The organism is Pseudomonas sp. PDM31 (genome assembly GCF_019218965.1).
Lineage (GTDB): Bacteria > Pseudomonadota > Gammaproteobacteria > Pseudomonadales > Pseudomonadaceae > Aquipseudomonas.
In genome coordinates, this window is record NZ_JAHUWS010000005.1 from 57,169 (window position 1) to 80,654 (window position 23,486).

Genomic DNA, 23,486 nt, shown 5'->3' on the forward strand with positions numbered 1-23,486 from the left:
TTTTTTAAATTTTAAGCAGCGTCCGTTCACACCCAAAACATTCTACACCACCGAGCTTCCCCAAGGAAAAAATAAAGCTTGTATTTTGCTCTCTGAACAGTATCTTCGCTATCAATTGCTACTAGCACGAAAAACTCGCCCATCCGTTGAAGCTCTTTTATTTTCCTACTTGTGATAAAGAGATTTCCCTGCACTTACGCCCAAGCGCTAACCTGACTCTTCTGATAGCACCAAAGCAGCACCGGGGAAAGTGGCGAGCCGACCCAAAACACGAAGCCCTTCCACTCATAGCTGCCTTCTTCGCCGCTACGAGCATCTCGATGCGTCTATCCTCCACATCACAGACTCACCTCCTGCATTGCGCACCCACAGATTCGACAGCGCAAACAGCTGTGCCGGTTTCTTGACCAAGGCACAGGGCAAATTTTCTTGTTTCAGACTGGAGCTCATCACCCGGGGGGCTCGCTCCGTACCCTGACATGCGCCTTGGCTTTTTCGATCTCATGCATAGCTTACGGTTAGGCTGCCGATGGATTTTCGAACGTCTACGGATATAGGGTAGAGGTGCACTTTTTCAACTTTGGCGTCGGCACATACCTCGGCAGCTTGCTTCTGGCAGAGATCGGAAGCACAGCACAACCATCAAATCGTAGTTTTGTACGAAGCGCAGTTAATATGTTGATTAGTGCCAGGCCCCTCCAGAGCCCGGCAATAAAAAACTGCGTTAGATGTCGAATTTCTTTCCGACTACTCGATTGTCGATTTTCTGGTTTTGAGCTAAGATCTCGAGTTTTTTAGGTTGGCATCCCCCGCACACCCTATTCAGCGCACTGAACACAAGACAAACAGTATTACACCAGAGAGCTCTATCTTAAATGTCAGCTTCACATCCTCACCTGACACACCCCAAGTACCGTGCAGACATTGACGGCCTCAGAGCAGTAGCCGTACTGGCAGTTGTAGGATTTCATGCATTTCCAAGCTTGATTCGCGGCGGATTCGTTGGCGTCGATGTTTTTTTTGTCATCTCTGGATTCCTGATTTCCACGATAGTTTTTGAAAGTTTAGATCGGGGGGTATTCAGCTTTAGTGAGTTTTACGCTCGTCGTATCAAGCGTATTTTTCCAGCACTATTACTTGTGCTAATCGCATGCTTTACATTTGGCTGGTACGCGCTACTTGCTACCGAGTACAAACAACTAGGAAAACATATCGCTGCGGGCGCGAGCTTCATGTCTAACTTCGCACTATGGAGTGAGGCAGGCTATTTCGATAATGCTGCAGAGGTCAAACCACTACTTCATCTGTGGAGCTTAGGTATTGAGGAGCAATTCTACATCATCTGGCCATTTTTGCTTTGGCTTGCCTGGAAACGAAAAATAAACTTTCTATTAGTTGCGGTACTCGTGAGCGCAGTGTCTTTCTACCTTAACCTGAGTGGTATAAAAAAAGATCCTATAGCTACATTCTACTCACCTCAAACCCGCTTTTGGGAGTTGCTCTGCGGAAGCCTGCTAGCCTGGCTCACCCTATACAAAAAAGAAACCTTCACCAAACTTAAATTCAAGGTCAGCACCCGACTTTCTGTTATTGCCGGTCGAAAAACACCTGAAAACAACGAGAGGCTGTTCTCCAATATATTATCGTTACTAGGAGTTCTATTGCTTTCGGTCGGATTCTGGCATATTAATAGTGAGACAGCATTCCCGGGGACTTGGGCTTCAGCACCAGTATTAGGGGCTGTTTTCATAATAGCTGCAGGTTCCAACGCCTGGTTTAACCGGTTGATTTTATCAAACAAGATATTTGTTTGGTTTGGTTTGATCAGTTTCCCCCTTTACTTGTGGCACTGGCCAATTTTATCATTTCTTCGCATCATAGAAAGCGAAGAACCTAGTCGAATGACTCGCATTGCAGCAGTCCTACTTTCTATTGCCCTGGCTTGGCTCACTTACAGGTTTGCTGAGCGACCGATTCGTTTGGGTGGAAATGACAGGAAGAAGCTTTACGGCTTAGCCCTTCTGATGGTGGCATGCGGAACTACTGGATATATAACTTATGCAGCTGGTGGATTTGAATCAAGAGTCAGCTTGCGTAAGACCGCCGGCTTTGTGGAGCTAACAAAAGAATATCCACACATGCCCTATCGAAATGAAGCTTGCGATAGCTTATACCCTGAACTGAAAACGTTATTTTTTTGCCTAATCTCAAAAGAATCACCACCAGAAGTCGTGATTCTGGGAGATTCGCACAGCAATCAATATTATAAAAGCCTTGCCCACAAGTTACCCAACATGTCTGTCATGAATTTAGGCACCCTGCGCTGCCTTCCCTTCTCTTCAGCCACATACGCATCTGCAAACAATTGCGAACCGAAAGTCGCCGCCGCACTGAAATTTGCAATAGAAACCCCCAGCATTAAAACTATTTACCTTGCTGGATATTGGGGGGCTCTCGCCTCCGGGGGGTTCGCCATCGAAAATGAAAACTTTAGACAACCTCGCCCTTTAACCGACAACGATGCTAGAACTTTTATTGAAGCTGGCAAGAAATTCCTTTCGGAAATCACCAAGTCAGGAAAAGAAATCATATTCATTAATGACACGCCCGACTTAAATTTTAATATTAGAAGCTGCTTTGATTCGCGCCCACTGACTATCAAACAAAAGGAAGTCCGCGAAACATGCGGCATAAGCCGCAGCGAATACAGTGACAGATACAAAGTTTATGCTGATATGCTATCAACATTAATAGCCCGCACACCCTCCATAAAAGTTTATAGCCCCATTGATTTATTTTGCGACAACCAGCTATGCAGGGCAACCAACACTGACGGAAAACCGCGTTATTACAACTCCGATCACCTGACTATATCAGGCGCTGATCTGGTTATTGAAGATTTGCTACGAAAATATCCGATCAAGTGAATTGAGAACCAGTATTTTTTCCGAGGTTCACTAGCCCCCATACGAGAACCCCGAAACACCGAAATGGGTAAAATCGCCGCCATCAACGGCAGAAGCCCTTGATGGCAAAGCGATATTAGCCCAGCGATTCATCCTGGGAAATGATCGAGGATCTAATAACCCAGATTCAGAAAGCTGGACACCCACCAATCGACGACCAACTGCTACCCAACGACTTCCTATGGGCGCTGTGTTCCGGCGCCGCCTGGCGGGACATATCTGAACGATTGGCTCTTGGTCGACGGCTTATCAGAGCTTTGGAGACTGGCGAAATCGAGGCGGGTTAGACCAACTGCTCAAACGCTGCATATCAGGCTCAAGGAGCAAGGGCTGATCGATCCAGACACTTCGATGATCGACTCCACAGCGGTACGTGCAACCCGAGCCTGTGTGGGCGCCGGAATAAAGGGGCCTGAAGAACCGCTAGACCATGCGCCGGGCGGCAGTCGTGGCAGACTCACCACCAAGATTCATATGCTCTGCGATGAACACCTCAGACGACATCGTGCGCACCAGTCGCAGGCGTCACCACCCCACGATGCTTGACAAGCGCCACTGGAGGCAATGGTCAGGCCAGGAAAGAAAGTCTCAGCCGGCGCCTAAGCGGACAAAGCTTCCCCTTCAGGCCAAGGCGGCGCCCTCCAAGCCTGTAACACCCTACCCAACCGTGCCAATGCCAATGCCAATGCCAATGCCCCAGAGAGACACTTTTCCACTGCTATGCTGGTAACAGCTGCTTCCCAAACCAGAGATGCGCAGCATGGCAGCCGAAGGCAAGCGACTCCGACTCACTTTCAAGGTTATGGCCTGCCTGGCAGCAGGAATCCTTGTGGCCCGGGTAGTCACAACGCTGCTCGACACTTAGTTCAACATGCCATTGCTGGCAGACGTCAAGGGCTGGCTGCACCTCGTTCGACCCGGCTGTCAATCGTCACCGCTAGGGCTTGCCCATGGTGTGGTTGGCATAAGCGTATCCCATCGTTGCCGCGTCCCGTTCACTCTCACGCCGATACTCGTCACTCAGTGTCCACTTCAGCCGTTCATGTTCAATCTTCAGGGCTGCCAGTTCGATCGAGCTATCCCGGTTCATAACGATAAGTTTGGCGTTGTTCTGGTGGGCCTTCCGCAAGTCCTGGCGAGTCGTTTCCAATTCCGCACAAAGCTGGATGCATTAGTGTTTTAGCATTTCCACGCGAGCGGGCATCCCCAATTCTCAACTTGTGCCATCGATCAAATCGCCTTTCATCACGCACTCCGAAACACCGTACATACGCACAGCATAAATCGAAAAGCAAACGCTCAAGTGAGAGAAGACGGGTGGAGAAAGTGGAGGTTTACGGAAGAGGATTCACAACAGAAAAACGGCCGTTTACGGCGTTCACATTGCCGAGTGTGAACGGCCCTTAGATTTTGTGAACGTTTTGATGAAATCCAAGACAACAAAAAAGGGCCCACCTTTCGGTGAGCCCTTCCAGACCGCCCAGCAGAGCGGATTTTGTTTGGTAGGCGCGATTGGACTCGAACCAACGACCCCCACCATGTCAAGGTGACCCCGAAACCTACGTAACCAACTGATTTACAAGGATAAACAGGCGTTTTATCCGACGTAAAAAACAGCCATATACCCCTATAAGAATCAACAACTTAGCGTTGTATATTCCTACAGTAGTTCCACCCTTCCCCGGCATTCTGTCGACCGACTTCTATACCACCGCTACGGCCCATGAGCAGACTCAGAACCATCTGTGCCACTGCATCAAGCATGACACTTTGCGCTTCTTGTTTTACACTAGGATTGAGCCAATGCCCTGAATTGTGATCAGGGGAACATTGGCTCTCTGAGGCAATGACTTCTTCTTGTGGACGCCCTGAATAGTAATCAGGGGGACCTTCACAGGAATTGAGCATTGCCTTTTTTTTTGGCGCGTAAACCCTGCCTACGGCGCTCTGCCGACTACACCACCATTCCCCCAACGACTGACGACTGCTACGCTTAAAATTCCATGGAGGATTCGCGATGCCAAACTCAGACTTGCTCCCTTCCCTGCTCTTCAAGATCAACGAAAACCAGCTTGCCTTGGAGGCTGCCATCATGGAGCTGACGCTTTGGGTAGAGCAACGCGGTGCGACCGAGGTCGGTGGCAACGTGCGCGGGGCTCTGGAAGCCATCGACAAGAACGAAGAATTCATCAAGATGACGCTCGCAGTGTTGATGACGCCGGAATGAAGTAGTGTCAATGCCTGGGATGCCGAGTGAGCAGCCATTCAAAACATTCGAGAATTCGCCCGCGCCGGCCGTAGCAGACTCGGCATACCTATGCGTGCTGGTCCCTAACCGCGCGCGGCAACCTTGTTTTCATCGCCAAACAAATGGGTTACATGGACTTCACTATGCTCGTACAAGTTTACGCAAAATGGATGAATGATGAGTCTCCTGCAGAATTCGAGAAAACCTGGTTAGAACTCAGCAGTAAAAAAACGCCCTAAGCTTTAACTCTTGCCACGAATTTTTTCTTCGAGAAGAGTTTTCTGCTGCGTCGTATACAAGCTCATTTGTTCTTGTAACGTGGAAAACTCTGACTCAAGCGCTGCAATCATTGAATTTAACAATCCGATCTTATTGCTAACGCCTGCGCGACTGGATTCATTCGTCCCCGAGAGAGCAAGCTGGTGTTCTAACTCGATAAGATTATCCCGCTCGGTCCGCATCGCGGATAACCGTTCTTGAGTTTGAAGCGCTCGTTGAAGGAACACTGAACGCTGGTTTGCGTACCAGCGAGCCTCATTAGCATCAAATGGGAAAGGCCTACCAAAATCAAATTTGATGTCTATACCTTTATCAAGCAACCCACTCTCCGTAGCTTCTTCGCGTATATCCCTTATCTCGTTCACCGCTTGATCTGAAGCATCTTGCTTTAAATATACATTCGCTCTCTCCAAAAAACGATCAGGCGGATACATATAAAAGTCTTGTTCCACCAATGACAAAAACTCTTGTACCAATTGAGGGTGTGGGCCGAGCGTCTTTCCTTGGAAGGAAGCCCACCAGTCATCTTTGGTGTCACCCGTGATGAAAATAATCGGCTTGTTGGATGATTTGGCATAATCGATTATTTGAAGCCAAACGATATAGTCACCGTAAGGCCTACAAATTTCAGAGAAAACCACTGAATCCCCACCCTTTTTCGCATCGCAGAAACCAGGTGGAGTTTTTTGCTCATAACGCAACTTACCATCAACAATCACACTATCTAATCGATCACGAGTAAAACCCTCTCCAACCTTACCCTCAAGCAATTGCTCTAACTGATCCTTGATCTCATCAAGAGTAATTCGTTTTTCATGAACAAGTTTGTTTTGATTTAACTCTGCAACCACCCGATCAAAAACACTCAAACTTTCAGTCAGAGTTTCAGCAGCAACAAAAGGATGCTGATTGTGACTCTCCAAACTCTTTTTTAGGGAATCAACCTTCTTCACCGCATCATCATAAATCTTTCCAACCTCACCAATCACTGTCAATCTGTTGTTCAGATATTCGTAAACCACCTGATGCGGTACCCATAACCGATCACCTAGGGCTTTAAACACTTCCAGTAATTTTGAACAAGTGAAGTCTGAGTATCTGTATAGATTGAGAAGGACATTGGCATCGAGCACAAAAACGCACTCATCCCACATTTTCTCGACGTCTGCTTCTGCTCCTGAGAAATAACCAGGGAATTCCTTCTTCATGATCTGCTCCAGCAGCGTGGTGATACCAATGTGAGATACGCCTTTCAAAATAACCCGAGGCAGCGTCCTTCACCAGCCCCACAATGCTACTCTCGGTTACGTCATACGCATTGCCGTTTAGGTGTGCATTGACGATTGTCTTAAACCCTAACCCGACATAAGCGCCTTTCGCACCAATGAAACCGAGCAAGGTCGAGGTAGTTTTAGACAGCTTTTTGGCTCTCCCCGACCCCATTCGCGCCTTTGTGGCAGGCCAATTGCGGTGTCAAAGCCTGGGATGCCGCATAGGAATCGCCAAAGGCCTTTATAATCAAGGCCTTGAGCTAAAAAAAACCCCAAAAAACCAGTACCTTTTGCGAATCTTTAGAACCCAATAAACATTGGTCCAAACAGTTGCGTTTTGGGGAAGAACTCCCCGCAGAACACCCCTGCCATTGGCGTCCTGCCGACCGAACACCAATCCCTACTTTTGCAGCTCCCGCACATACGCCTGGCACGCAGCCAGCGCAATCAATCCCTGGTCACCGGCGTCGGTGATTCCGATAATTCGTTGAGCATGCGCTGGGTCAAGTCGGGCTCGCGTTCCTTCATGAACCATGCCGCCGGTGCCGGAGGTGGCAGGCACTGCACAGCCACTGGCTGAACTCGCATCGAGGAGGACTGACAGCCGCAGATCAGCAGTGGCAAGGCGATCACGCAGGCGAGCCTGATCTTTTTGTGCATTGGTCAAAACCTCATGATGGGTTTGGTCGCTGGTCGACAGGCGCTTGTCCTGATCGGCGCGAACCTGGGCAGCGGCCGCGTTGCTAATGGCGGTGAGATCGGCCTGATGCAGGCCGGCCTGCTCGGCCAGTTGCTTGCCGTAGCGCCAGTCCTGCACCTTCCACACGCCACCGGCTGTGACGAGCACCAGCGCCAGCACTCCAACCAGCGCCAGCTTCAGCGAGGCCGGGCTCAAGGCACATCCTTAAAGAAGATGTGATGGCCGAGCCTCAACGTCTCCTTGGCACCTTTCACCCAAGCCGGCGGCTTTGGCATGGTGGTCGCGTAATAGTGCGTGGCGCCTCCCGTAGGATCCGGCACCTTGCCGTCAATCACCTGGTCAGCGGCGATCCGTGCCTGCGCTAGCTCGCGGAATGGGATCTGCTTGGCGCCATTCAGGTAGGCGAAGTTCGGGTCGTTCTTGTTCCAGCAACTGAACTGGTAGGGCTTCTGGCACACACCGGCATAGCCCTCCCCCCACCACGATTTGGTCTTGCCGTCGTTCACCCTGTTACAGATGGTCCAGGCCACGGCGATTTGGCCGGCCAGGGATTCGCCGCGGGCCTCGCCCCACAACGTGCGGGCGAGGATGTCGCTGTCTTTCTCAGAAGCGGTCATCACTTTTCTCCAGGCAAAAAAATACCCGCTCAGTGGCGGGCTTTGTGTCTTAAATCTTACAACTTACATCGAAGAAAGTGGCGCAGTGCCTGCATTGAGGCTATCCGTCGAAGGTCCTGCGTTTCCTTTGTATCCGGGCTGTGATGTAATCGCCGCCTTTCCGGCAGGCCAGCCCTGTAATCCCTAGCATTGGAGTGCTGAAATGCGCGCCGCACACATACAAAATCTGACAGGACTGCGGGGATTCGCTGCCTTGTCAGTCCTGCTTCTTCACATCCGATACGGCGACCTTGCCACCCCATACGGCCCTTTCGCTTTTCTGTTTCATACCCGAGGCCTTGGGGTCGACGTGTTCTTCATTTTGTCGGGCTTCATCCTGGCCTATGTCCACGGGAAAGACTTTGGAAACAGCCTGAGACCAAAAGAAGCTATCAACTTCTGGGTGGCCAGGCTGGCGCGCATCTACCCGGTGCACCTCTTTATGCTGGTTCTCACAGCATTCATCCTGCCAATGCATAAATTGTATGAATGGTCGCCTGTTGACACTGCGTTAACGTTTTACGCGAATCTGTTCCTTTTTCATGCGTGGGGAGTAACGTCCGACCTGACGTTTAATCAACCTTCGTGGTCGATCAGCTGCGAGTGGGCCGCATACCTGACCTTTCCTTTCGTCGCCTATTTCACGCGGAAGTGGGGAAAGATTCCTTTCGCTCTACTGCTGATTGGTCTGGCGCTGTACGCGCCCTACCTGCAGCCGAATATGCTGACCAATGGCGTCTGGACCATCAAGTGCATCACCTACTTTGTTGCTGGGTACTGCGCCTACCAGGTGTGCCACGATCTGCCGGACTCCAAACTCTGGCGAATCACTGCAATGGCGATTGCCCCGCTGATCTTGCTGATGTTCTGGATGACCAGCATTCAGTATTACTTCGATCTGGCCTTCCCGTTCCTGGTAATCGTGATGATTGCGAGCCTGTTCCGGGCTGGGCCGATTTGGGGCTACTCCAACCCTGTATCGGTCTATCTGGGAAAAATCAGCTTCAGTTTGTACATGTGCCACATCATGGTGCTGTTTGTGGAGCGCAAGCTGTTTGGCATGATGGATCTGAAGTATGAGATTCCAATCATCTTAGCCTTCTCCATGTTCCTGTATCACTGCATTGAAGAGCCGGCGCGGAAGGTTATCCGGTTGGTGGCCGAAGGTGGTAGCCGCGAGCGTCCACAGAAAAACTTCACTGACAGTCACGCGCTGCCGGCAACAGAGCCGGAACCACAGAAAGAGCACAAAGCTCTGGCGTAATAAATAAGGCCCGTCTAATCAGCGGGCCTTATTTCTGCACGACAAATACCTTACCAACGTATTGGCGAGCGAACCCCGGATCTTACCGTCGTTCTCCCGTTACAGATGGTCCAAGCCACGGCGATCTGGCCGGCCAGGGATTCGCCGCGGGCCTCTCCCCAAAACGTGCGAGCGAGGATGTCGCGGTCTCTTTCGGTCACGGTCATGCTTTTCTCCAGGCAAAAAAAATCCCGCTCGATGGCGGGCCTGTGTTTGCGCTAAGTGCTTAGGCGTCGTTGATCCCAGATGCTTCGGCATTCGCCGGCAACGGGTAACGGGCCTTGATGGCGGCTACTGACGCAAGCCAATTGGTGTAGTCGGGCTCCAGGCCTTGGGAGAGTGCGTCGTAGTCAGCCTCCAACCGCAATGGGTCTGACTCGGCAAGGTAGGCGGCCCGGCGCGCACTAAGCGCTGCTTGCAGCTCCGCATTCTTGCGCTCTTCCAGTTGCTGCTCGGCGGTGACCATCTGGCTGAAATCGATGTTTTTCATTCTGGAAGCCTCACTTCACCATCGGGCGGATTGTAAATGTCGCTGGGGAAGCGGACCGCCACACTGGAATCCGCATCGCAAGGAATCCCCAAGGCGATAATGAGATCACCATCGCGGCGAGTCACATCCCCCACCAGGTGCGGACATTGAACTGCCGACCAAGGCAGAACAGCGCCCTCTGGCAACTCCCGAAAGTCGAAAGACTCCCCGTTGATGATCAGCACATCGCCGGACTTTTGAACTGACAGCGGCGCACGGCCGCCCTGCGGTGAAAGCTTGATGATCATCAGAACCACCTTCCTATTGCTACATACTGGCCACTGCCAATTGTTTGTGCGACCGGACCGTTGCGGAAGAGCGCCGTGGCAGACCAGTTCAGCTTTGAGTTAGTCCTGATGTAGCCATAAACATCATTACTTGTATTAGGGCTGCCAAAGGCCTGAAAAACGTACGCGGTATCGATAAACAGAACCGGGAACGTGCCCAGCGGCGAAACGGTCGCGACGGCGCCGGCGGCAACTGAGAAGTCGGCAATCGAGCCAATACAAATCATCCGGCCGTCTGCAAATTTCGTGGCCTCACCGTTCGCGTTCACGACCTTTTCAACAATGGCGCCGGTAGGTACGCCGCCCGATTGCGAGACAGCGCCAACAATGGCAGCGACTGCAGCGGCGCCAAGGCCCAAACCAGAACGGGCCAACGCCTGAGTGTTGCCGCCCGTCCCACCCTTTGCCACGGGCACGATGTCCTCGACGGAAACCGAGCCGAGCCCGGCCAAGGTAGCGCCCCATTGATCGACCACTTGCCGCATGCGGTCGGCGGACTCTTTCACGTAACCCTGCATGGGTGCCAGGGCATACACCCCACCCGAGGCAGTTGTACCTTGATAGGCGGGGAGAATCGAAAGCACCGTAGTGCTGGCAATGTTCGTGACTTCGTACCAGCGCCCATCCGGACCTTGAAAAGCATCTCCCACGCGAGCGTTGGCGGCGAAGGCCGTGCTGGTGCCGGTCACGGTGGTTCCGCCGTTTGTAACGGCCACTGTTCCTGATCTGTACCAGGGCATAGTTTTTCCTTATCCGAAGGGGAATGGTAGATCTGCGGTTTTGATGTAAAGAGCAACTGGGTAGCGATCAGTCGGCACGCTGTACCAACCACTCGGCCTCGGTGCCACGCCAGTTGTTAAAGTTGTACCGGCTGACGCACCAAACAAAAAACTAATACCGCCAACTCGTCCATACGCGCCTTCAATAACAGCGTATGCAATGGGGGTCGGCCCTTGGGTATCAACTGTTGATGCTGCCCTTGACCAAGGGAGATAGGCTGCGTACTCAACACCCGCTGTTAAAGCGACATCGAAACGACAATCCTGCTTACTGCTGTTAACGTTATCGTCATCTTGACGGCCGGCGAAGACTCCACCCGTGTAGGCCGTTTGCACCCCATAAGCACCCGACGGGGCCGTTGGACCCGGGGGCTGGTATGAACCGGCAATATTCAGTGGCGCTTGTAGTGAGTTGAACGTAAGAACGCCACTTGAATCGTAAGTCTTCAAGTACGGTGATCCCGCAATATTGTCGGCCATCAGGTCGAAGCAGTAGAACTTCGTGTTCGTACTAGCATTGGAGAAATGATAGGTAATGCTGGTTCCTGACGTTGTAGAGCCATTCAGACAACCTGACCCGACCAAGAATACGATCGGTGACTTAGCATTGGTGACGGTGAAACTCCACACCTGATCATAATTTGTTGGCGCATTGACTGATGTTGAAGCTGTCCAGTTCGCCCCGTCTGTTGGGTCCAACTGGGCAGACTTGAGCGTTCGGCGGGTCCAAGACGAGCTGTAAGCAAGGTATCCACTCTTGACCAAGCCATAGGTGATTTTGCTTGTGTCAAACAATAAGCTACCGTCTGACTTCTTAACTATTAACTGCGGCATTAATAGTACCCATAATAAATTCTTGCGTTAGCTGAAAAGAACCCCCACCCGTTAGTTGCATAGGAATACGCCCATGACAACGTGCTACCTGAAAGCGTTACACCGGGCAGCTTTCCGGTAACTCCCGTCGTCACCAGCGGCACAATAATGTAGTACTGAGTTTTACCGGCCGGAGGGGCCTGAATGGTAATGCTACCAGCCGCCCCCCCTGTATCAACCGACCCTTGGGTTTGACTGATAAACATGGTCATATCGACCATTACTTTACCAGCCGAATTTTTGATTGTGATCCCCGTCATGGCTATAGGCTCAAATCAATCCCTAGGACACCATTCGAATGGTAGAACTTCAAGGCGTTACTTGTGAGCTGCATCCTCCCCCCGCCATAGGTGCCGTTCATTTCAAAACCACCATCCTTGTTGATGATCCAACCACTTGTGTTGAACACATAGTTGCTGGACTGAATGTAGTTACCAATTTTGGCGTTACTGATGGAGCCGTCCTCAATGAATGCCGACCGCATGAACACTTGCCCGCCGGTAATAGCAAACGGAGAAGACAACGTACCGTTGACGCCGTTTACCACAGCAAAAAGATCCGCGCTCACCAGGAACTTGCTTTGCAATCCAGCCGGGCCGTTCTCAATGCCCAGCCCGATGCCCGCCGCCACGTATTGACCCTGGCTGTTCAGCTGCATCTTTACCGACCACATCGTGCTGGCCTTGCCATCGAGCGCCACCACCGCCTGGCTGACTGTCTGTACGGCTGCGCTCGTACCGACAATAGCCACTTCCAGCTGTTCGGAGCGCCGTGCCTGGGCCGTATCACCATCAGCCCTGACGCGGGTTTCCTGAGCAAACTTCGCTGTGGATCCCCAAGCCTCCAGCGCTCCAGCCAGAGCGCCCTCGCCGTCATCTTCCCGCCCGGACGTGTAAACGGCTTCTAACGTTGTCCGCATCGACGCCACCGCCGCGTCGGTATCCACCTGGGCTTCCTGCGCGGCTTGGATATTCGCCGTGTTGCTGCCGACTGATGCGTTCAACAGATCCAGACGGCTTGCTGTTGCCGCGCGGTCGGTGGCAACCACCGTCTCCAAGCTGCTGATCCCGGCCTTGTTGTCTGCTACCTGGGCATCAAGCGTGGTCAGGCGAATGACCGTTGCCTCGTTCTGCGTAGCGCGGGTCCGCACCTCCACAGCAAACTTCGCGAGGCTGTCCCACTCATTCAGGGCGCCAGCCAAGACCCCCTCCCCATCCTCATCCCGGTACGACGCCTGGAGCGATTGCAGGGAATTCGCCTGAGCCGTGAGCTTTCCATCCACCGTGGTGATATCGGTCGTGTTTTTATCGATCTGCACAGCTTGGGCGTTGACCGTCGATACGATGCCGCCAATGTCCAGCCAGTAGGTCGAATTAGGCGGCGCATTGCCACCGCCGGCATTGGCGGGAACAGCCTGAATGGCGGTGTACAGGCGCTGGCCGCTGCGCACGTTGTCGTTTTTCAGGTAGCTTTTCGTCGGATCGTATTCCAGTGCATCTATGACTTCGTCGATCCGCCCTTCAAGCTCCTCCTTGGCAGCTTGAATTCGACTATTCACAGACTCCGGTCCGTCACTGGATATCTTCTCGATCTCGTCGAAAAGATACTGGCCAAGCTCGGACTCGCCAATCTGACCAGCGAGCATGTCCAGGATCGGGCCAGCCTCCGAACTGGCCTGCCCCATCACGCCATTTGCCACTGGATAGTACGGGCCGATGTTGCCGGTCCGGTCTACCAGGCGCGCCCAGAAGAAAAACCGCGTGCCGGCCAGTAGGCTCTGCATCCGGTAGTCCGCCTGCGGGTAGGCCAGGTCGGCCAGCTTGGTCGCATCACCGAGATTGATTGTTGGGCCATACCAGATTTCAGTTCGCTGGGTGTCCTCGGCACCAGCCGGGAATCCCCACTTGATGCCGATCCCGAACAATTCGCTGGTGGTGGTCAGGAACGACACCGCCGGCGGCAGACCTTCTTTGCCCTTGAGGTCGGTCAACATCGAGTTGCGCCAGACCGACGAGATATCGAAGGCGCTCACAGCGCGAACACGGGCCACATAGGCGCCCGCGTAGATGCCGACCACGTCGACGCTGGCAGCGCCAGTGCGCGGGAGCCGGATCCAGTTGCCGCTGTCCTTGCGCCACTCCACGTCATAGCTGACCGCGCCGTTCACCGCCGGCCAACTGATCGTCATGGTGGCGACGGCGATGCCCTGGGAGACGACCGAGCTTGCGGTCAGGGTGACGCTGGCCGGCGCCGGTACCACGGCGATCGGAATGACGCTGATCGGCCGATCTTCCAAGCGGGCACCGGTGTCGATGTGCGCGAACTTGCTCGGGTCGTACTGAACGGCCGAGATCTCGAACACACCCGGCTCGGGACGGGATACGCTGGTCACCCGGTACAGCGGCACAGCCAGATCGTCAGCGTCGAGCGCCCAGACAAGTTCGCGCTCCGGTACCGCCGAATAGGCAACAGTTACTGTCACCACACGGCCCGCCACGGATTGCACCGTACGCCCTTCGCATTTGCCGTTGGGCAGGTTCAGGATCAGTCGGTCGCCAGCCTTGGCCTGGGTGTCGCGATCCAGCGTAATGGCGCGACCAGAAACTGCGGAGATTCGCCCGCCGATTGCACGGCCCGCCAGCAGCTCGTCGGCCACCGGAATGACGTAGCCAGGCAGCGGGATGCGCCCATCGAGCCCCACCTTGAAGCTGACAGCCCGGTCCTTGGCGTTGGTCAGCAGTGCCCACTTGCCGCGGCGCTGCGCCTCCGACTCCCGGGTGCAACCGATCGCGCTGATTTCCAGAGGGTTGTCGCCGTAACGCCGCTGCAGCTTTGGATCGGTCACCGAGGTGACGTCAGTGTCGTAGTTGTTGGCCGGGTTGTCGTAGCTGATCAGGGCTCGACTGAAGCGGGTACGCTCCGATGCGCTCGTATAGGTGAACTTGCCATCGATGACGTTCGCCCGGGTGTAGGCGAAGTCGAAGTCAGTCGCCCGAGGCATGTCGGACAGGCTGAACAGCTGGCCCTGCGCCCAGTAGGTCATGCCCCGGTAAATGGCCGAGATATCACGCAGCAGCGACCAGGCATCGGCTTTGCCCTGCAGATTGAGGTTGCAGATAAACCGGGGCTCTTGCCCGCCCTTTCCGTCCGGCACCAACTGATCGCAATACTGGGCAATCCGGTACAGTTCCCACTTGTCGACCATCCATGGCTTGATGCGGCGGCCCAATCCAAAACGGTCCGAAGTCGTGATGTCGTAGGTCATCCAGGCCGCATTATCAGTCCACGCCTGCTTGAAGGTGCCGTCCCAGATGCCGGTGTAAGACCGGGTGTCCGGGTTGTAATTGCTCGGTACCGACATCTTCTTCAGCTTGGTTTCAACGGTCGCCGCGGGAATGTTGCGGAACTGCTCGGCCGAGAATTCGATGTAGAGCAGCGCGGTGTTTGGGTACCGAAGTTTGGCGTCGATGACTTCAGTGAAGCCCGCAATCTGCATGGTGTCGGCGATTTTGTTGTTGTTCTGGTTGGCCGTGATACGAGTGACACGCATCAACCAACCACTGGTAGCTGCGGGCAAATCGATGCGGCGCGTGCGCTCATAGGTGCTGGTGGTCTTGCCGTCTACAGCCTCGCTCAGCACTTGCTGATAAGCGCCTCCATCGGTGGCCAGCTCGACTTTGTATTCAATCCGATAACCATTCACGTTGCCGCTGGCATCGACTGATTGCAGCGCAGGCCAGGCGAAACGCAGGCGCACGGCCGACAGCTCAGTATTGCTGATAGCCCGCACATAAGGCGTACCGCTGCGCAGCTCGATGCCGAGGGTAGTTTCGTTCTCGATCGACGGAATACCTTGGATGTACTCCTGCTCAATTGAGCCGTTGCGGTACTCCCACTTCACATTCGGGAAGTTCATGTTGCCCTGGGGATCTTGCAGCGGCGTATTGTCGAGGTAGATATCCTGCGCGGTTGGATTGCCGGCGAACTCGCCCTCGCCCATGGCGATCAGGATCTTGGCCATGGCCACCGAGCGCAGGCTATCGGGCGCTTCTGTCGGTGTCTTCGGTTTATCCGATCCGCCCTTGGCGCCGTGAATATCAAGCTGCTGTGCTGCGCCCATGCTTTTCTCCAGGCAAAAAAAACCGCCTCTAGGGCGGCCGTGTGTTCGACGGTTTGGCTACATCTGGTCTTCAGCGTAAATCGCAGCGCTGATGATTGCTCCGCCAACCCGACGCTTGCCGTAACAGAGCGGGACCGGGTTGCCGGATGCCGTGGTATTTTTGGCGCTGCCGAAGGCGTAGCCAGGCGTGTTCTCGGGGGCGGCGCTGGTCTTCAGACCCTTTGGTTGCGGGCTTAGCATTTGGATGACGCCTCCGGCTGCAAGTGCAATGCCTGGCCCTACAAGTGCAAGGCTTGCGCCGCCGGTTGGCGCAGACAAGAGATAGCCAGCAGCAATCAGTACAGCCCCTACCACCGTCTGGATGATCCCGGATCGCTTGCGGCCGGTCACAATTGGGGCAATGCGGATATCTCCATCACCACCGAACCCAAGCTCCTTCTCTTGCAAATTGTTCGACCCGCGGAAAACCGCGAACTCTAGTCCTTGGCTCTTTGCGTTTGAGATGAATCTCTCGAGGCCGGGAATCTGCACGCAAAGTGCTTTTACCGCTTCTGCTGGAGTTCTAACCGACAACCTGAACTCACGCCCAAATTGCCTTAAAGCCCCGTACAGCTTCACAGTGGTTAAAGGTTGATAATCGATTGCGATGGCAGGCATAGCTTTTCTCCAGACAATAAAAAACCGCCCGTAGGCGGTCTTCGTATCATTCGTTAAAGGCAAGATCGAGCAGCTTCTGCCCATTTTCCACTTCCCACGATCCCGCTGGACTTGTAAATCTGAACCTGCGACCCGGTACCAGCCTTGTCGATATTAGCCAGCGCTGCGGCGCCAACAAAATCCACGCTCAACAACAGTCGATACCCAGTTTCGGTTTCGGTAGAGGTGGTGGCGGCATTGATTTCTTGCCACTTTGGCATCAGGCACTTGGCATATTTTGCAGGCGCTTTCGTTGTTGAAGCGGCAAGTTCTGGCTCTCCACCCTCAAGGGATGAAACCGACGAACACCCCGCCAGCAACGCAACAGCCAACGCCCCTACGATCAATTTCATGCAGGTCACTCCTGTGGGAAAGGCTGCACTTTATCTCGGTACTGTCCGCGCATCCAGTGTGGACAAAAGGCCAGTAACCGAGGTGGCGACACTCGTAGTAGCGTTGTGCCGCCAACAACTACCGCATGGGAGGCGAGTATGGCTTTTGTTACAGAAGAAACAAAAAAATACGTGGTGACCACTGATAAGCCCCAAAATGACCATTGGACGCATGTCTATGGCATCGGGCAGAAAGTACCTGTTTCGGGTATCTACCGCTGCGTTGCCTGCGGCGACGAAATCACCTCCAACCAAGGTGATCCATTCCCGCCACAAAACAAAACTCAACATCAATGCCAAGGAAAATCTGTCCAATGGGAACTGGTCGTACGAACTCAAACGAAAGCTTGAGTGAATCGACTGATACGTATCCCAGTCCTTTGCCTGCAAGCCCAAGGACTGGGATTGCGCCAGTTTCGGCGCGTTTATGACCTGGAGGTCATGTGAGCAACGAAGACTTTAAGCCTAGAGAGCCTTTTTCTATCGATTGGCCACGCCAATACAATGTTGGCCCCTCAGACGAACACCTTCACGCGATGGGGCAGTTCATCGTCAATTACTCGGCAGTCGAATGGCAGCTTTCCGAGCTCTTTGCCTTCTTTCTCAAAATGCCAGTTTCGGAAGCCCAAAGGCTTTCAGTCGAAGCCAACATCTCGATGGCTGGGATGATCAGGTACGTTCAAGGACAAATAGCCCATTCGAAAATCAGCGATCAACAGACCGTAGACGATCTTTTGCACACGCTCAAATCGTTCGATGCAATCAGTGCGCTGAGGCATAAAATTGTTCATTGGCAATGGGGGCTGAATGAAGGTCCGACAGCATCGTTAACCGACCTGATTAAGCCCAAGAACTCAAAAAAATCGAATGCAACACTCAACATCAGTGAGCTTAGAGAACAGTGCCTAAAGCTCATGAAAATTCTGCAGGCAATATCGCTAAACGGAGAAATCATCAGGGGCGTGAAAACGCGCGCTCAGATTCTAGAAATCCGCAAAGGTACATCTCCTGAAAAGCTCTTTCGACCGTAGACCTTGATATCGGCCATTGTCCAGTCTCTTCCAGAACAGCCAATCCAACTTCAACCATCGCCCTGGAGACTGGAATGTCCTCAGCGTTCATCGCTTTCTGATCGGCGCTCACAGCACGAACATCCATAAACACCTCCGCGGCACTGCCGCATTATGTGATTGATAGGGCATCCTTGTGCCTGAGAATCAGACGAGTCCGGTCGAGCCAGGGTCCGCCGAACACAATGACCTCCGACGGCCTGCCGTACAGGTGGTGCAACAGGAAAGGGCCAGGGCCGAAGGTCGCCGCATCCTCGCCAGGTAGTGCCGGATCGCTGCCAAGGAAAATGCCAGCATGATTCGGGTAAACCGTGCGGCCCACTTCCATGACGATCATGTCGCCACGCTGCGGCTGGTCGACCTTGTAGAAGCCGGCAGCCTCATAGTTCGCTTCGTACAGACTGGTGTTGTCCTTGCTCTCCCACCAGCCATCGGCCCGTTTGAAGGCCTCAAACTTAAGGCCCCATTCACGCCTATACCAGTCGGCGCAGACCTGCCAACAGTCCCACGCGCCGTGCACGAATGGCCGCTTCAGTAACGGCACCTCGCCGCTCGGCATGATTGTGCGCAGATCGCCCTCGGGCCAGCTAAGGATGTGCCACGACAGCGCGGTCGCTTCGCACATGGCGAGGTCGCGCGGCGAAGGTCTGCTGGTCGCGTCCGGATGGGAATGAACCACACCGATCACTTCGCCGATATCCTCGGCCGCAGCGTAGTCCTCCGGATCGATCCGGAACTCTTCGTTCGGCTCGGAAGCAATATTGCGACATGGGTAGTACTGCTGTTTGCGTCCGATCGCCAGCAGCAGCCCGCAGCATTCTTTCGGGTACTCGGCAACCGCGTGCGCCTCGATCGCGCTCAGGATTCGCTTGTGCATGATCAGCTCCGGGCGATCAGTGATACAGCAGGGAACCCCCCGTGGGGAAGTTGGTTGTTGTCGCCGAAGCGCAACTTGCAGGACTTGATCCCGCCTTTGCACTGGTCCTCGCCGGGGTCGTCGGTGGGGTTGTCGTCGTCATCGAACATCGCGCCGCCGGTGTAGCCGCAGTTCGGCCCGCGGTAGCCTCCGGTCATAGCCCAATGGCAGAAGGTCGTCATCTGGCGGCCAGGCAGTCCGTGGTTGTCGATCTCCCCGGGCGATGAAAGCTCCCACTGCACGAACTCGCCGTCCTCACCGGTTTTCTGGTCAACGAACCAGATCTCCAGCGCCTCCTGTGTCGGGTCAGCGGTCGGGTTGCCTTCTGGGAAGTTCACTGCATCAAGGTATTGAGCCATGGTCTCGCGCACGGTCAGCTGAAACTTCAGCAAATCGTCGAAGGCCAGGCACAGCGCCGTGATACGCCCGTTGACGTTGCCAGCACTGAACACTGGCCGCGTTGCGGTGCCATTACTGTCCGCGCCGATGCCCTCAATCTGAACCGGCCAGGCCGCGTACTCGTTACCCTGCCACCAGATCGACTTGGCCGGCAGTTCGTCGACTGAGCCCTCGTAGGCCAGCAGCTCTTCGGGCGTGTGAGGGATTGCGTGCCCATGAAAGCGCAGCACGTCAGCGCCGTATTCCGTGCCATCAATTTCAAACAGCCGCACTTCCCCGCCGGGCTCCAGTTTCTGGATGTCCGTTATCAATGCCATGCGGCAGTTCCTTATGGATGAAAGGTTTGTTCTAGGGTCAACGTCAGTGTGTATACGTCCCCGCCTTTATGCGCTGGCTTGTAACCGTTGCATTTGTAGAGGCCGAGCTCGCCGAGAGGTGGCGTCCACAGGAAGGCTTTCGCCCCCGCGTGGCGGTCGAGGAAGGCGATAATCTCTTTGATCGTGGCGGCCTTGCCGGTGTAGCTGAACGGCCAAGACTGCGCCTTGTTGTTGATGCCGTCCGATACCGTCTGGCTGTAGCCGTCGGCAAACTGCTTGGAGCGCACCCGCTGACTGATGTCCCCCTCGGCACCTTTTTCGATCTGCCAGGTGAATCGCTCAATTGCCATAGATCACCCTTTGATTGCTCTGGTAATGCTGCCGCCTTGGCCGAGATCCTTGCGCAGCAGCTGTCGATATTTCTGCTCGACGAAGTCGCCAAGCTCTTTGCCGAACTGCTGATACGACGGATCGCTGGACGTTGCGCTGCTGCTTCCATCGCTGGCGACATTCACTTGCACGCTGATTTGCGTGGCGCCGCCACCGCTCATGGCTTGGATGCCAGCCCCTCCGCCAGAGGTCAGTGGTGTGACACTGCCGCCATTCGCCCCGGTCATGAGGAAGGACCTGCCGCCCTCGCTGTACAGTTCAGGCCCCAGCTCGTTGACCTCATACAACGAATTGGCCGCGACCGGACCACCAGAGGCTCGGTAACCTGAGAAATCAACATTGGTGTAGCCAGCCTGCGAGGCACCAAGATTCGACGAGGTCGCGCCGGCAGAGTCAGCAGACAGCCCATTGCCGGAGCCACTGCCAACAAAATAATTGGTAGCTGCACCGACCAGACTGCTGAGCAATGCCGAACTGGCTTGCCGCGTGGCGATCCGCGCCATGTCAGCCAGAATCGACTTGGTGAAGTCGGCAAACGACAACTTGCCGGTCATCGCGAAATTGACGATGGCGTCTTCCATCGAGCTGAAGGCATTGCTGAACAGGCTTTTGGTCTGCCCGGCAACGTCACGCGCCGACTCCAGATAGTTCTGCCATGCCGACGATGCGCCAGCACTCCAGTCGCCCTGGGCGGCGGTCATATCGTCGTAATTGGCCTGCACTGTGTCGTGCAGATCCTGCTGAGTCGCTTTCAACGCCTTCAATTTGGCGTTGTACTCGTCCAGGCTCATGCCGCGCGAGCCGTCACCGTACTGGTTGGCCAACTCCAGGCGCTGCTGGTTGAAGCGGTCATCGATTCCGTTCTTCTGATCCGTCAGTGCGCGCTGCCGGTCACCCTGACCAAGGCCAGATGCCGCCCGCAATCCCTGCTGCCGAAGCGTGTCGACCTGTTGCTGCAGGGCGCTGGTGTACGTGTTGACTGCGAGGGTCTGCTTGCGCAGGCGTCCTTCCTCGTTGGTAGCGATGAGAGCCAGTTCGCTGTCGCTGTCCTGCTGGGCTTTGAGCATGGCCGATCGGGCATCCGAGATCTTTTGATCAATCTGGATGACCTGCGCAGCGGTTGTGCCCTTCTTGGCCTTGGCTGCTTCAAGCGCATCGATTTCCGCCTGATAGCCATGGGCAACTTCGTCGGCCTGCTGCTTCAACAGGCTGACCCGCTGCTCGGTGTAGCTGGCCTGGCTGATCACGCCGGCGCGCTGGGAGGCTTCCAGCTCCTTGTCCGCGTTTTTGTAATAGGCCAGGGTTTCGGCCAGCACGTTCTTCGCGTTGTTGAAGCCCGCCAGCTCGACACTGCCAGCGGCAGCCTTCGGATCCTTGAACTTATCGTTGAGGTTCCCCATGTTCTTGGCGACTACTGCAGGATCAAGTCGGGAGTCGTTCGGGTTGACCTTCCGAATGTCGTCGAGCTGCTGCTTGTATTCCTTCAGAGCCTCGGTGCGCTTTTGTTCATTCGTCCACGAAGACTTGGTGAGAGCGTCGACTTTACCCATCGCAATAACCGCAGCGCCTTGGGCTTTCGTCTGCTCACCTTGCCATTTGGCGATATCGGCCTCGGCGTCCCTCTGATCCTCCAGCATGTTGAGCTGATTGGTATAGAGGTCGATCATCTCCTGCTTGTTCTGGAACAAGCCGACGTTGCCGGCTTGGGCCGACGCCAAATTGCGGCGCGCCTGCTCGATGTCTGCACCAATATCTGGCCGGCCGATGTTCTTCAGATTGTCCGCGGCGCGCGCGACAGCGTTGTAACCCTTTTCCCAGAAACTCAGGTTTTCGAGAATCTTCGGTGTGCGCTCATTGATGGCATCGGCATATTGTTCTGTCGCCAGCTTCACCGCGCCTGCATGATCGCCCTGCTCTTCAAGGGCGGCGATCTGCGAGTAAACCGATGCAGTCAGGTAGTGGTACTGCTCGTTCAGTGCAGCGGAAGCCTTGACCGGGTCATCTGCCAGCTTCGAGAACTCAGCGACGGTTTCGCTCACTGCCTTTCCGGTCGCTTCCTGCATCGACACGGCAGCCTGGGTGATGCCGGTGAAACTCTCGCCCGCGATCTTGCCATTGCCAGCCAGAAGGGCCAGAACCTCAGCGGCCTGCCCGGTCGTGCCGACAGTGGCGCTCACTTGCCGCGCCATCTCCCCCAGTTGCCCAGCACTTACACCGGCGTAGTTGCCGGTCAGGATCAGGGACTTGTTGTAGCTGTTCTGCTCTTCGCTGCCCTTGTAATAGGCGTACGCAAGCACGCCAACAGCGGCGGTTGCCAGCGCTAGCGGCGCAAGCATCGCGAGTAGCCCCGCAGCCCCCTCGCCCGCACCAGCGCCCAACTGAGCGACCGCACGAACACCGCTACCCCAGTCACCCGAGGACAAGGCATTCCCCAACTGCACGACGTTCTCTTGCGCCTGACGGGTGCCGAGGCGAAGTTTGTCGAAACCGGTGGCGGTCTTTTCGAGCTTGGCGTAATCCTTATCGATCTTGCTCAGGGCCGAATTGTACTGGTCCTGGCTGATGCGCCCGGCGTCGAGGTGTTTCCCAAGTTGCTCAACTTGGGTGTCCAGCTTGGTCATGGCCGCCCGGGCGGGGTCGATCGCACCCAGCAGGCTGTTGAGGGCTTTCTGTTCATCCAGCGTCGACTTGGCCAGCGCGGCCTGCTGCTTGTCCAGTTGCGCGGTGATCTTGGTGAACTCAGCCTCGCCGTACGCGCCGGTTTGGGTCAGCTTCGCCAGGTTCTCGCGCTGTTTCGCCAGCTCCTGCGTAGTGGTCGCGCCTTTCGACAGCGACTTCTCCAGTGCCTGCATTTCGTTCATCAGGCCGACGGCAGACTGTTCAGCGCGATCGCCAGCCTTGGTCAGCTTGTCGAGATCGGTCGCAGCGTTGGCGGCATCAGCCGAATCGACCTTGATGCCGAGTTCTGCAATGTTCATCGACTCACCTTGAATAATTGCCCGCTCTCACGGGCTGTTGTAGCGGGCTTCAGCCATAACCGCGATGGCTTCCGACTCCATAACGCGGACATCCTGAAACACGCCGGGGCGATCCTTCGCCAGGATGCCGACGAGCTTCATCACATTGGGCAGAACGCCGTAATCGAGACCGGTTGCGCCGCACGTGCCGGTGCGCCACTGGGTTCCCATCGCATCCATGACGAGGAAGGACAGCCAGTTGTCCGGCCAGACCTCAACGACCTCGTCATAGTCCTCCGGCGAGAAGCCAAATAAGGCCATTTGCTCGGCCGATCCTT

At 54.9% G+C, this 23,486-nt stretch carries 21 protein-coding genes and 2 pseudogenes; 6 read left to right on the plus strand and 17 right to left on the minus strand.

All coding sequences use genetic code 11. The features are described from left to right. Nucleotides 1-875: 875 nt before the first annotated feature. The 3 genes and pseudogenes from KW839_RS11230 to KW839_RS11235 all read left to right on the plus strand — a co-directional run bounded on the left by KW839_RS11230 (nucleotide 876) and on the right by KW839_RS11235 (nucleotide 5,193). The gene (locus KW839_RS11230) at nucleotides 876-2,927 is read left to right on the plus strand and encodes an acyltransferase family protein (RefSeq protein ID WP_218424346.1); all 2,052 of its coding nucleotides are present in this window, start codon (nucleotides 876-878) and stop codon (nucleotides 2,925-2,927) included. 140 nt (nucleotides 2,928-3,067) lie between these two features. Continuing rightward, a pseudogene (locus tag KW839_RS27635) lies at nucleotides 3,068-3,452 on the plus strand (transposase); the annotation flags it as partial. Nucleotides 3,453-4,983: 1,531 nt separating this feature from the next. Next, nucleotides 4,984-5,193 carry a hypothetical protein gene (locus tag KW839_RS11235; protein ID WP_095079431.1) on the plus strand — a complete coding sequence of 70 codons (210 nt, stop codon included), beginning with the start codon at nucleotides 4,984-4,986 and terminating at the stop codon, nucleotides 5,191-5,193. Between the two features lie 263 nt (nucleotides 5,194-5,456). On the opposite strand, the gene KW839_RS11240 is transcribed toward KW839_RS11235, so the two are convergent. From KW839_RS11240 to KW839_RS11250, 3 genes are all read right to left on the minus strand, one after another. Then, complete coding sequence (locus KW839_RS11240; protein WP_218424347.1) at nucleotides 5,457-6,701, minus strand: PIN-like domain-containing protein; 1,245 nt, start codon at nucleotides 6,699-6,701, stop codon at nucleotides 5,457-5,459. Nucleotides 6,702-7,164: 463 nt separating this feature from the next. Next, the gene (locus tag KW839_RS11245) at nucleotides 7,165-7,659 is read right to left on the minus strand and encodes a lysis system i-spanin subunit Rz (protein ID WP_218424348.1); all 495 of its coding nucleotides are present in this window, start codon (nucleotides 7,657-7,659) and stop codon (nucleotides 7,165-7,167) included. Next, entirely contained in the window at nucleotides 7,656-8,081 is a 426-nt protein-coding gene (locus KW839_RS11250) for a cell wall hydrolase (protein ID WP_218424349.1), read from the minus strand. The genes KW839_RS11245 and KW839_RS11250 overlap by 4 nt, the downstream gene beginning before the upstream one ends. Nucleotides 8,082-8,283: 202 nt before the next feature. Between KW839_RS11250 and KW839_RS11255 the strand changes: the two genes are divergently transcribed. After that, nucleotides 8,284-9,384, plus strand: a complete 1,101-nt coding sequence (locus KW839_RS11255) for an acyltransferase (RefSeq protein ID WP_218424350.1) — start codon at nucleotides 8,284-8,286, stop codon at nucleotides 9,382-9,384. A gap of 98 nt (nucleotides 9,385-9,482) precedes the next feature. On the opposite strand, the pseudogene KW839_RS27640 reads toward KW839_RS11255, so the two are convergent. The 9 genes and pseudogenes from KW839_RS27640 to KW839_RS11295 all read right to left on the minus strand — a co-directional run. Then, nucleotides 9,483-9,590: pseudogene (locus KW839_RS27640) on the minus strand (cell wall hydrolase); the annotation flags it as partial. A gap of 59 nt (nucleotides 9,591-9,649) precedes the next feature. Continuing rightward, entirely contained in the window at nucleotides 9,650-9,913 is a 264-nt protein-coding gene (locus KW839_RS11260; RefSeq protein WP_218424351.1) for a hypothetical protein, read from the minus strand. After that, nucleotides 9,910-10,200 (minus strand): hypothetical protein, encoded by a 291-nt coding sequence (locus KW839_RS11265; RefSeq protein WP_218424352.1) that lies wholly within the window; start codon nucleotides 10,198-10,200, stop codon nucleotides 9,910-9,912. The genes KW839_RS11260 and KW839_RS11265 overlap by 4 nt, the downstream gene beginning before the upstream one ends. Next, entirely contained in the window at nucleotides 10,200-10,979 is a 780-nt protein-coding gene (locus tag KW839_RS11270) for a phage tail protein (RefSeq protein ID WP_218424353.1), read from the minus strand. The genes KW839_RS11265 and KW839_RS11270 overlap by 1 nt, the downstream gene beginning before the upstream one ends. Before the next feature lie 9 nt (nucleotides 10,980-10,988). Further along, the gene (locus tag KW839_RS11275; protein ID WP_218424354.1) at nucleotides 10,989-11,852 is read right to left on the minus strand and encodes a hypothetical protein; all 864 of its coding nucleotides are present in this window, start codon (nucleotides 11,850-11,852) and stop codon (nucleotides 10,989-10,991) included. Continuing rightward, on the minus strand, nucleotides 11,852-12,151 hold the full coding sequence (locus KW839_RS11280; RefSeq protein WP_218424355.1) for a hypothetical protein: 300 nt from the start codon (nucleotides 12,149-12,151) through the stop codon (nucleotides 11,852-11,854). The genes KW839_RS11275 and KW839_RS11280 overlap by 1 nt, the downstream gene beginning before the upstream one ends. A 2-nt stretch (nucleotides 12,152-12,153) precedes the next feature. After that, complete coding sequence (locus KW839_RS11285) at nucleotides 12,154-16,011, minus strand: phage tail protein (protein WP_218424356.1); 3,858 nt, start codon at nucleotides 16,009-16,011, stop codon at nucleotides 12,154-12,156. A 57-nt stretch (nucleotides 16,012-16,068) separates the two neighbouring features. After that, nucleotides 16,069-16,668 carry a tail assembly protein gene (locus KW839_RS11290; RefSeq protein ID WP_218424357.1) on the minus strand — a complete coding sequence of 200 codons (600 nt, stop codon included), beginning with the start codon at nucleotides 16,666-16,668 and terminating at the stop codon, nucleotides 16,069-16,071. A 53-nt stretch (nucleotides 16,669-16,721) separates the two neighbouring features. Then, nucleotides 16,722-17,060, minus strand: coding sequence for a hypothetical protein (locus KW839_RS11295; protein WP_218424358.1), 339 nt, complete (start codon nucleotides 17,058-17,060; stop codon nucleotides 16,722-16,724). A gap of 138 nt (nucleotides 17,061-17,198) precedes the next feature. On the opposite strand from KW839_RS11295, the gene KW839_RS11300 reads away from it, so the two are divergent. Together KW839_RS11300 and KW839_RS11305 are read left to right on the plus strand one after the other, a co-directional pair. Continuing rightward, the gene (locus KW839_RS11300) at nucleotides 17,199-17,450 is read left to right on the plus strand and encodes a protein L (protein ID WP_218424359.1); all 252 of its coding nucleotides are present in this window, start codon (nucleotides 17,199-17,201) and stop codon (nucleotides 17,448-17,450) included. A 92-nt stretch (nucleotides 17,451-17,542) separates the two neighbouring features. Continuing rightward, entirely contained in the window at nucleotides 17,543-18,130 is a 588-nt protein-coding gene (locus KW839_RS11305) for a hypothetical protein (RefSeq protein ID WP_218424360.1), read from the plus strand. Between the two features lie 151 nt (nucleotides 18,131-18,281). On the opposite strand, the gene KW839_RS11310 is transcribed toward KW839_RS11305, so the two are convergent. The 5 genes from KW839_RS11310 to KW839_RS11330 are packed head-to-tail and all read right to left on the minus strand — an operon-like array spanning nucleotide 18,282 to nucleotide 23,469. Then, nucleotides 18,282-19,046 (minus strand): C40 family peptidase, encoded by a 765-nt coding sequence (locus tag KW839_RS11310; protein ID WP_218424361.1) that lies wholly within the window; start codon nucleotides 19,044-19,046, stop codon nucleotides 18,282-18,284. A gap of 2 nt (nucleotides 19,047-19,048) precedes the next feature. Continuing rightward, nucleotides 19,049-19,801: a phage minor tail protein L gene (locus tag KW839_RS11315; RefSeq protein ID WP_218424362.1), complete on the minus strand. Its 753-nt coding sequence runs from the start codon at nucleotides 19,799-19,801 to the stop codon at nucleotides 19,049-19,051. Nucleotides 19,802-19,812: 11 nt separating this feature from the next. After that, the gene (locus tag KW839_RS11320; protein ID WP_218424363.1) at nucleotides 19,813-20,151 is read right to left on the minus strand and encodes a phage tail protein; all 339 of its coding nucleotides are present in this window, start codon (nucleotides 20,149-20,151) and stop codon (nucleotides 19,813-19,815) included. Nucleotides 20,152-20,154: 3 nt separating this feature from the next. Then, the gene (locus KW839_RS11325; protein ID WP_218424364.1) at nucleotides 20,155-23,169 is read right to left on the minus strand and encodes a phage tail tape measure protein; all 3,015 of its coding nucleotides are present in this window, start codon (nucleotides 23,167-23,169) and stop codon (nucleotides 20,155-20,157) included. 27 nt (nucleotides 23,170-23,196) lie between these two features. Beyond that, the gene (locus KW839_RS11330) at nucleotides 23,197-23,469 is read right to left on the minus strand and encodes a DUF1799 domain-containing protein (protein WP_218424365.1); all 273 of its coding nucleotides are present in this window, start codon (nucleotides 23,467-23,469) and stop codon (nucleotides 23,197-23,199) included. Between the last annotated feature and the right edge of the window lie 17 nt (nucleotides 23,470-23,486).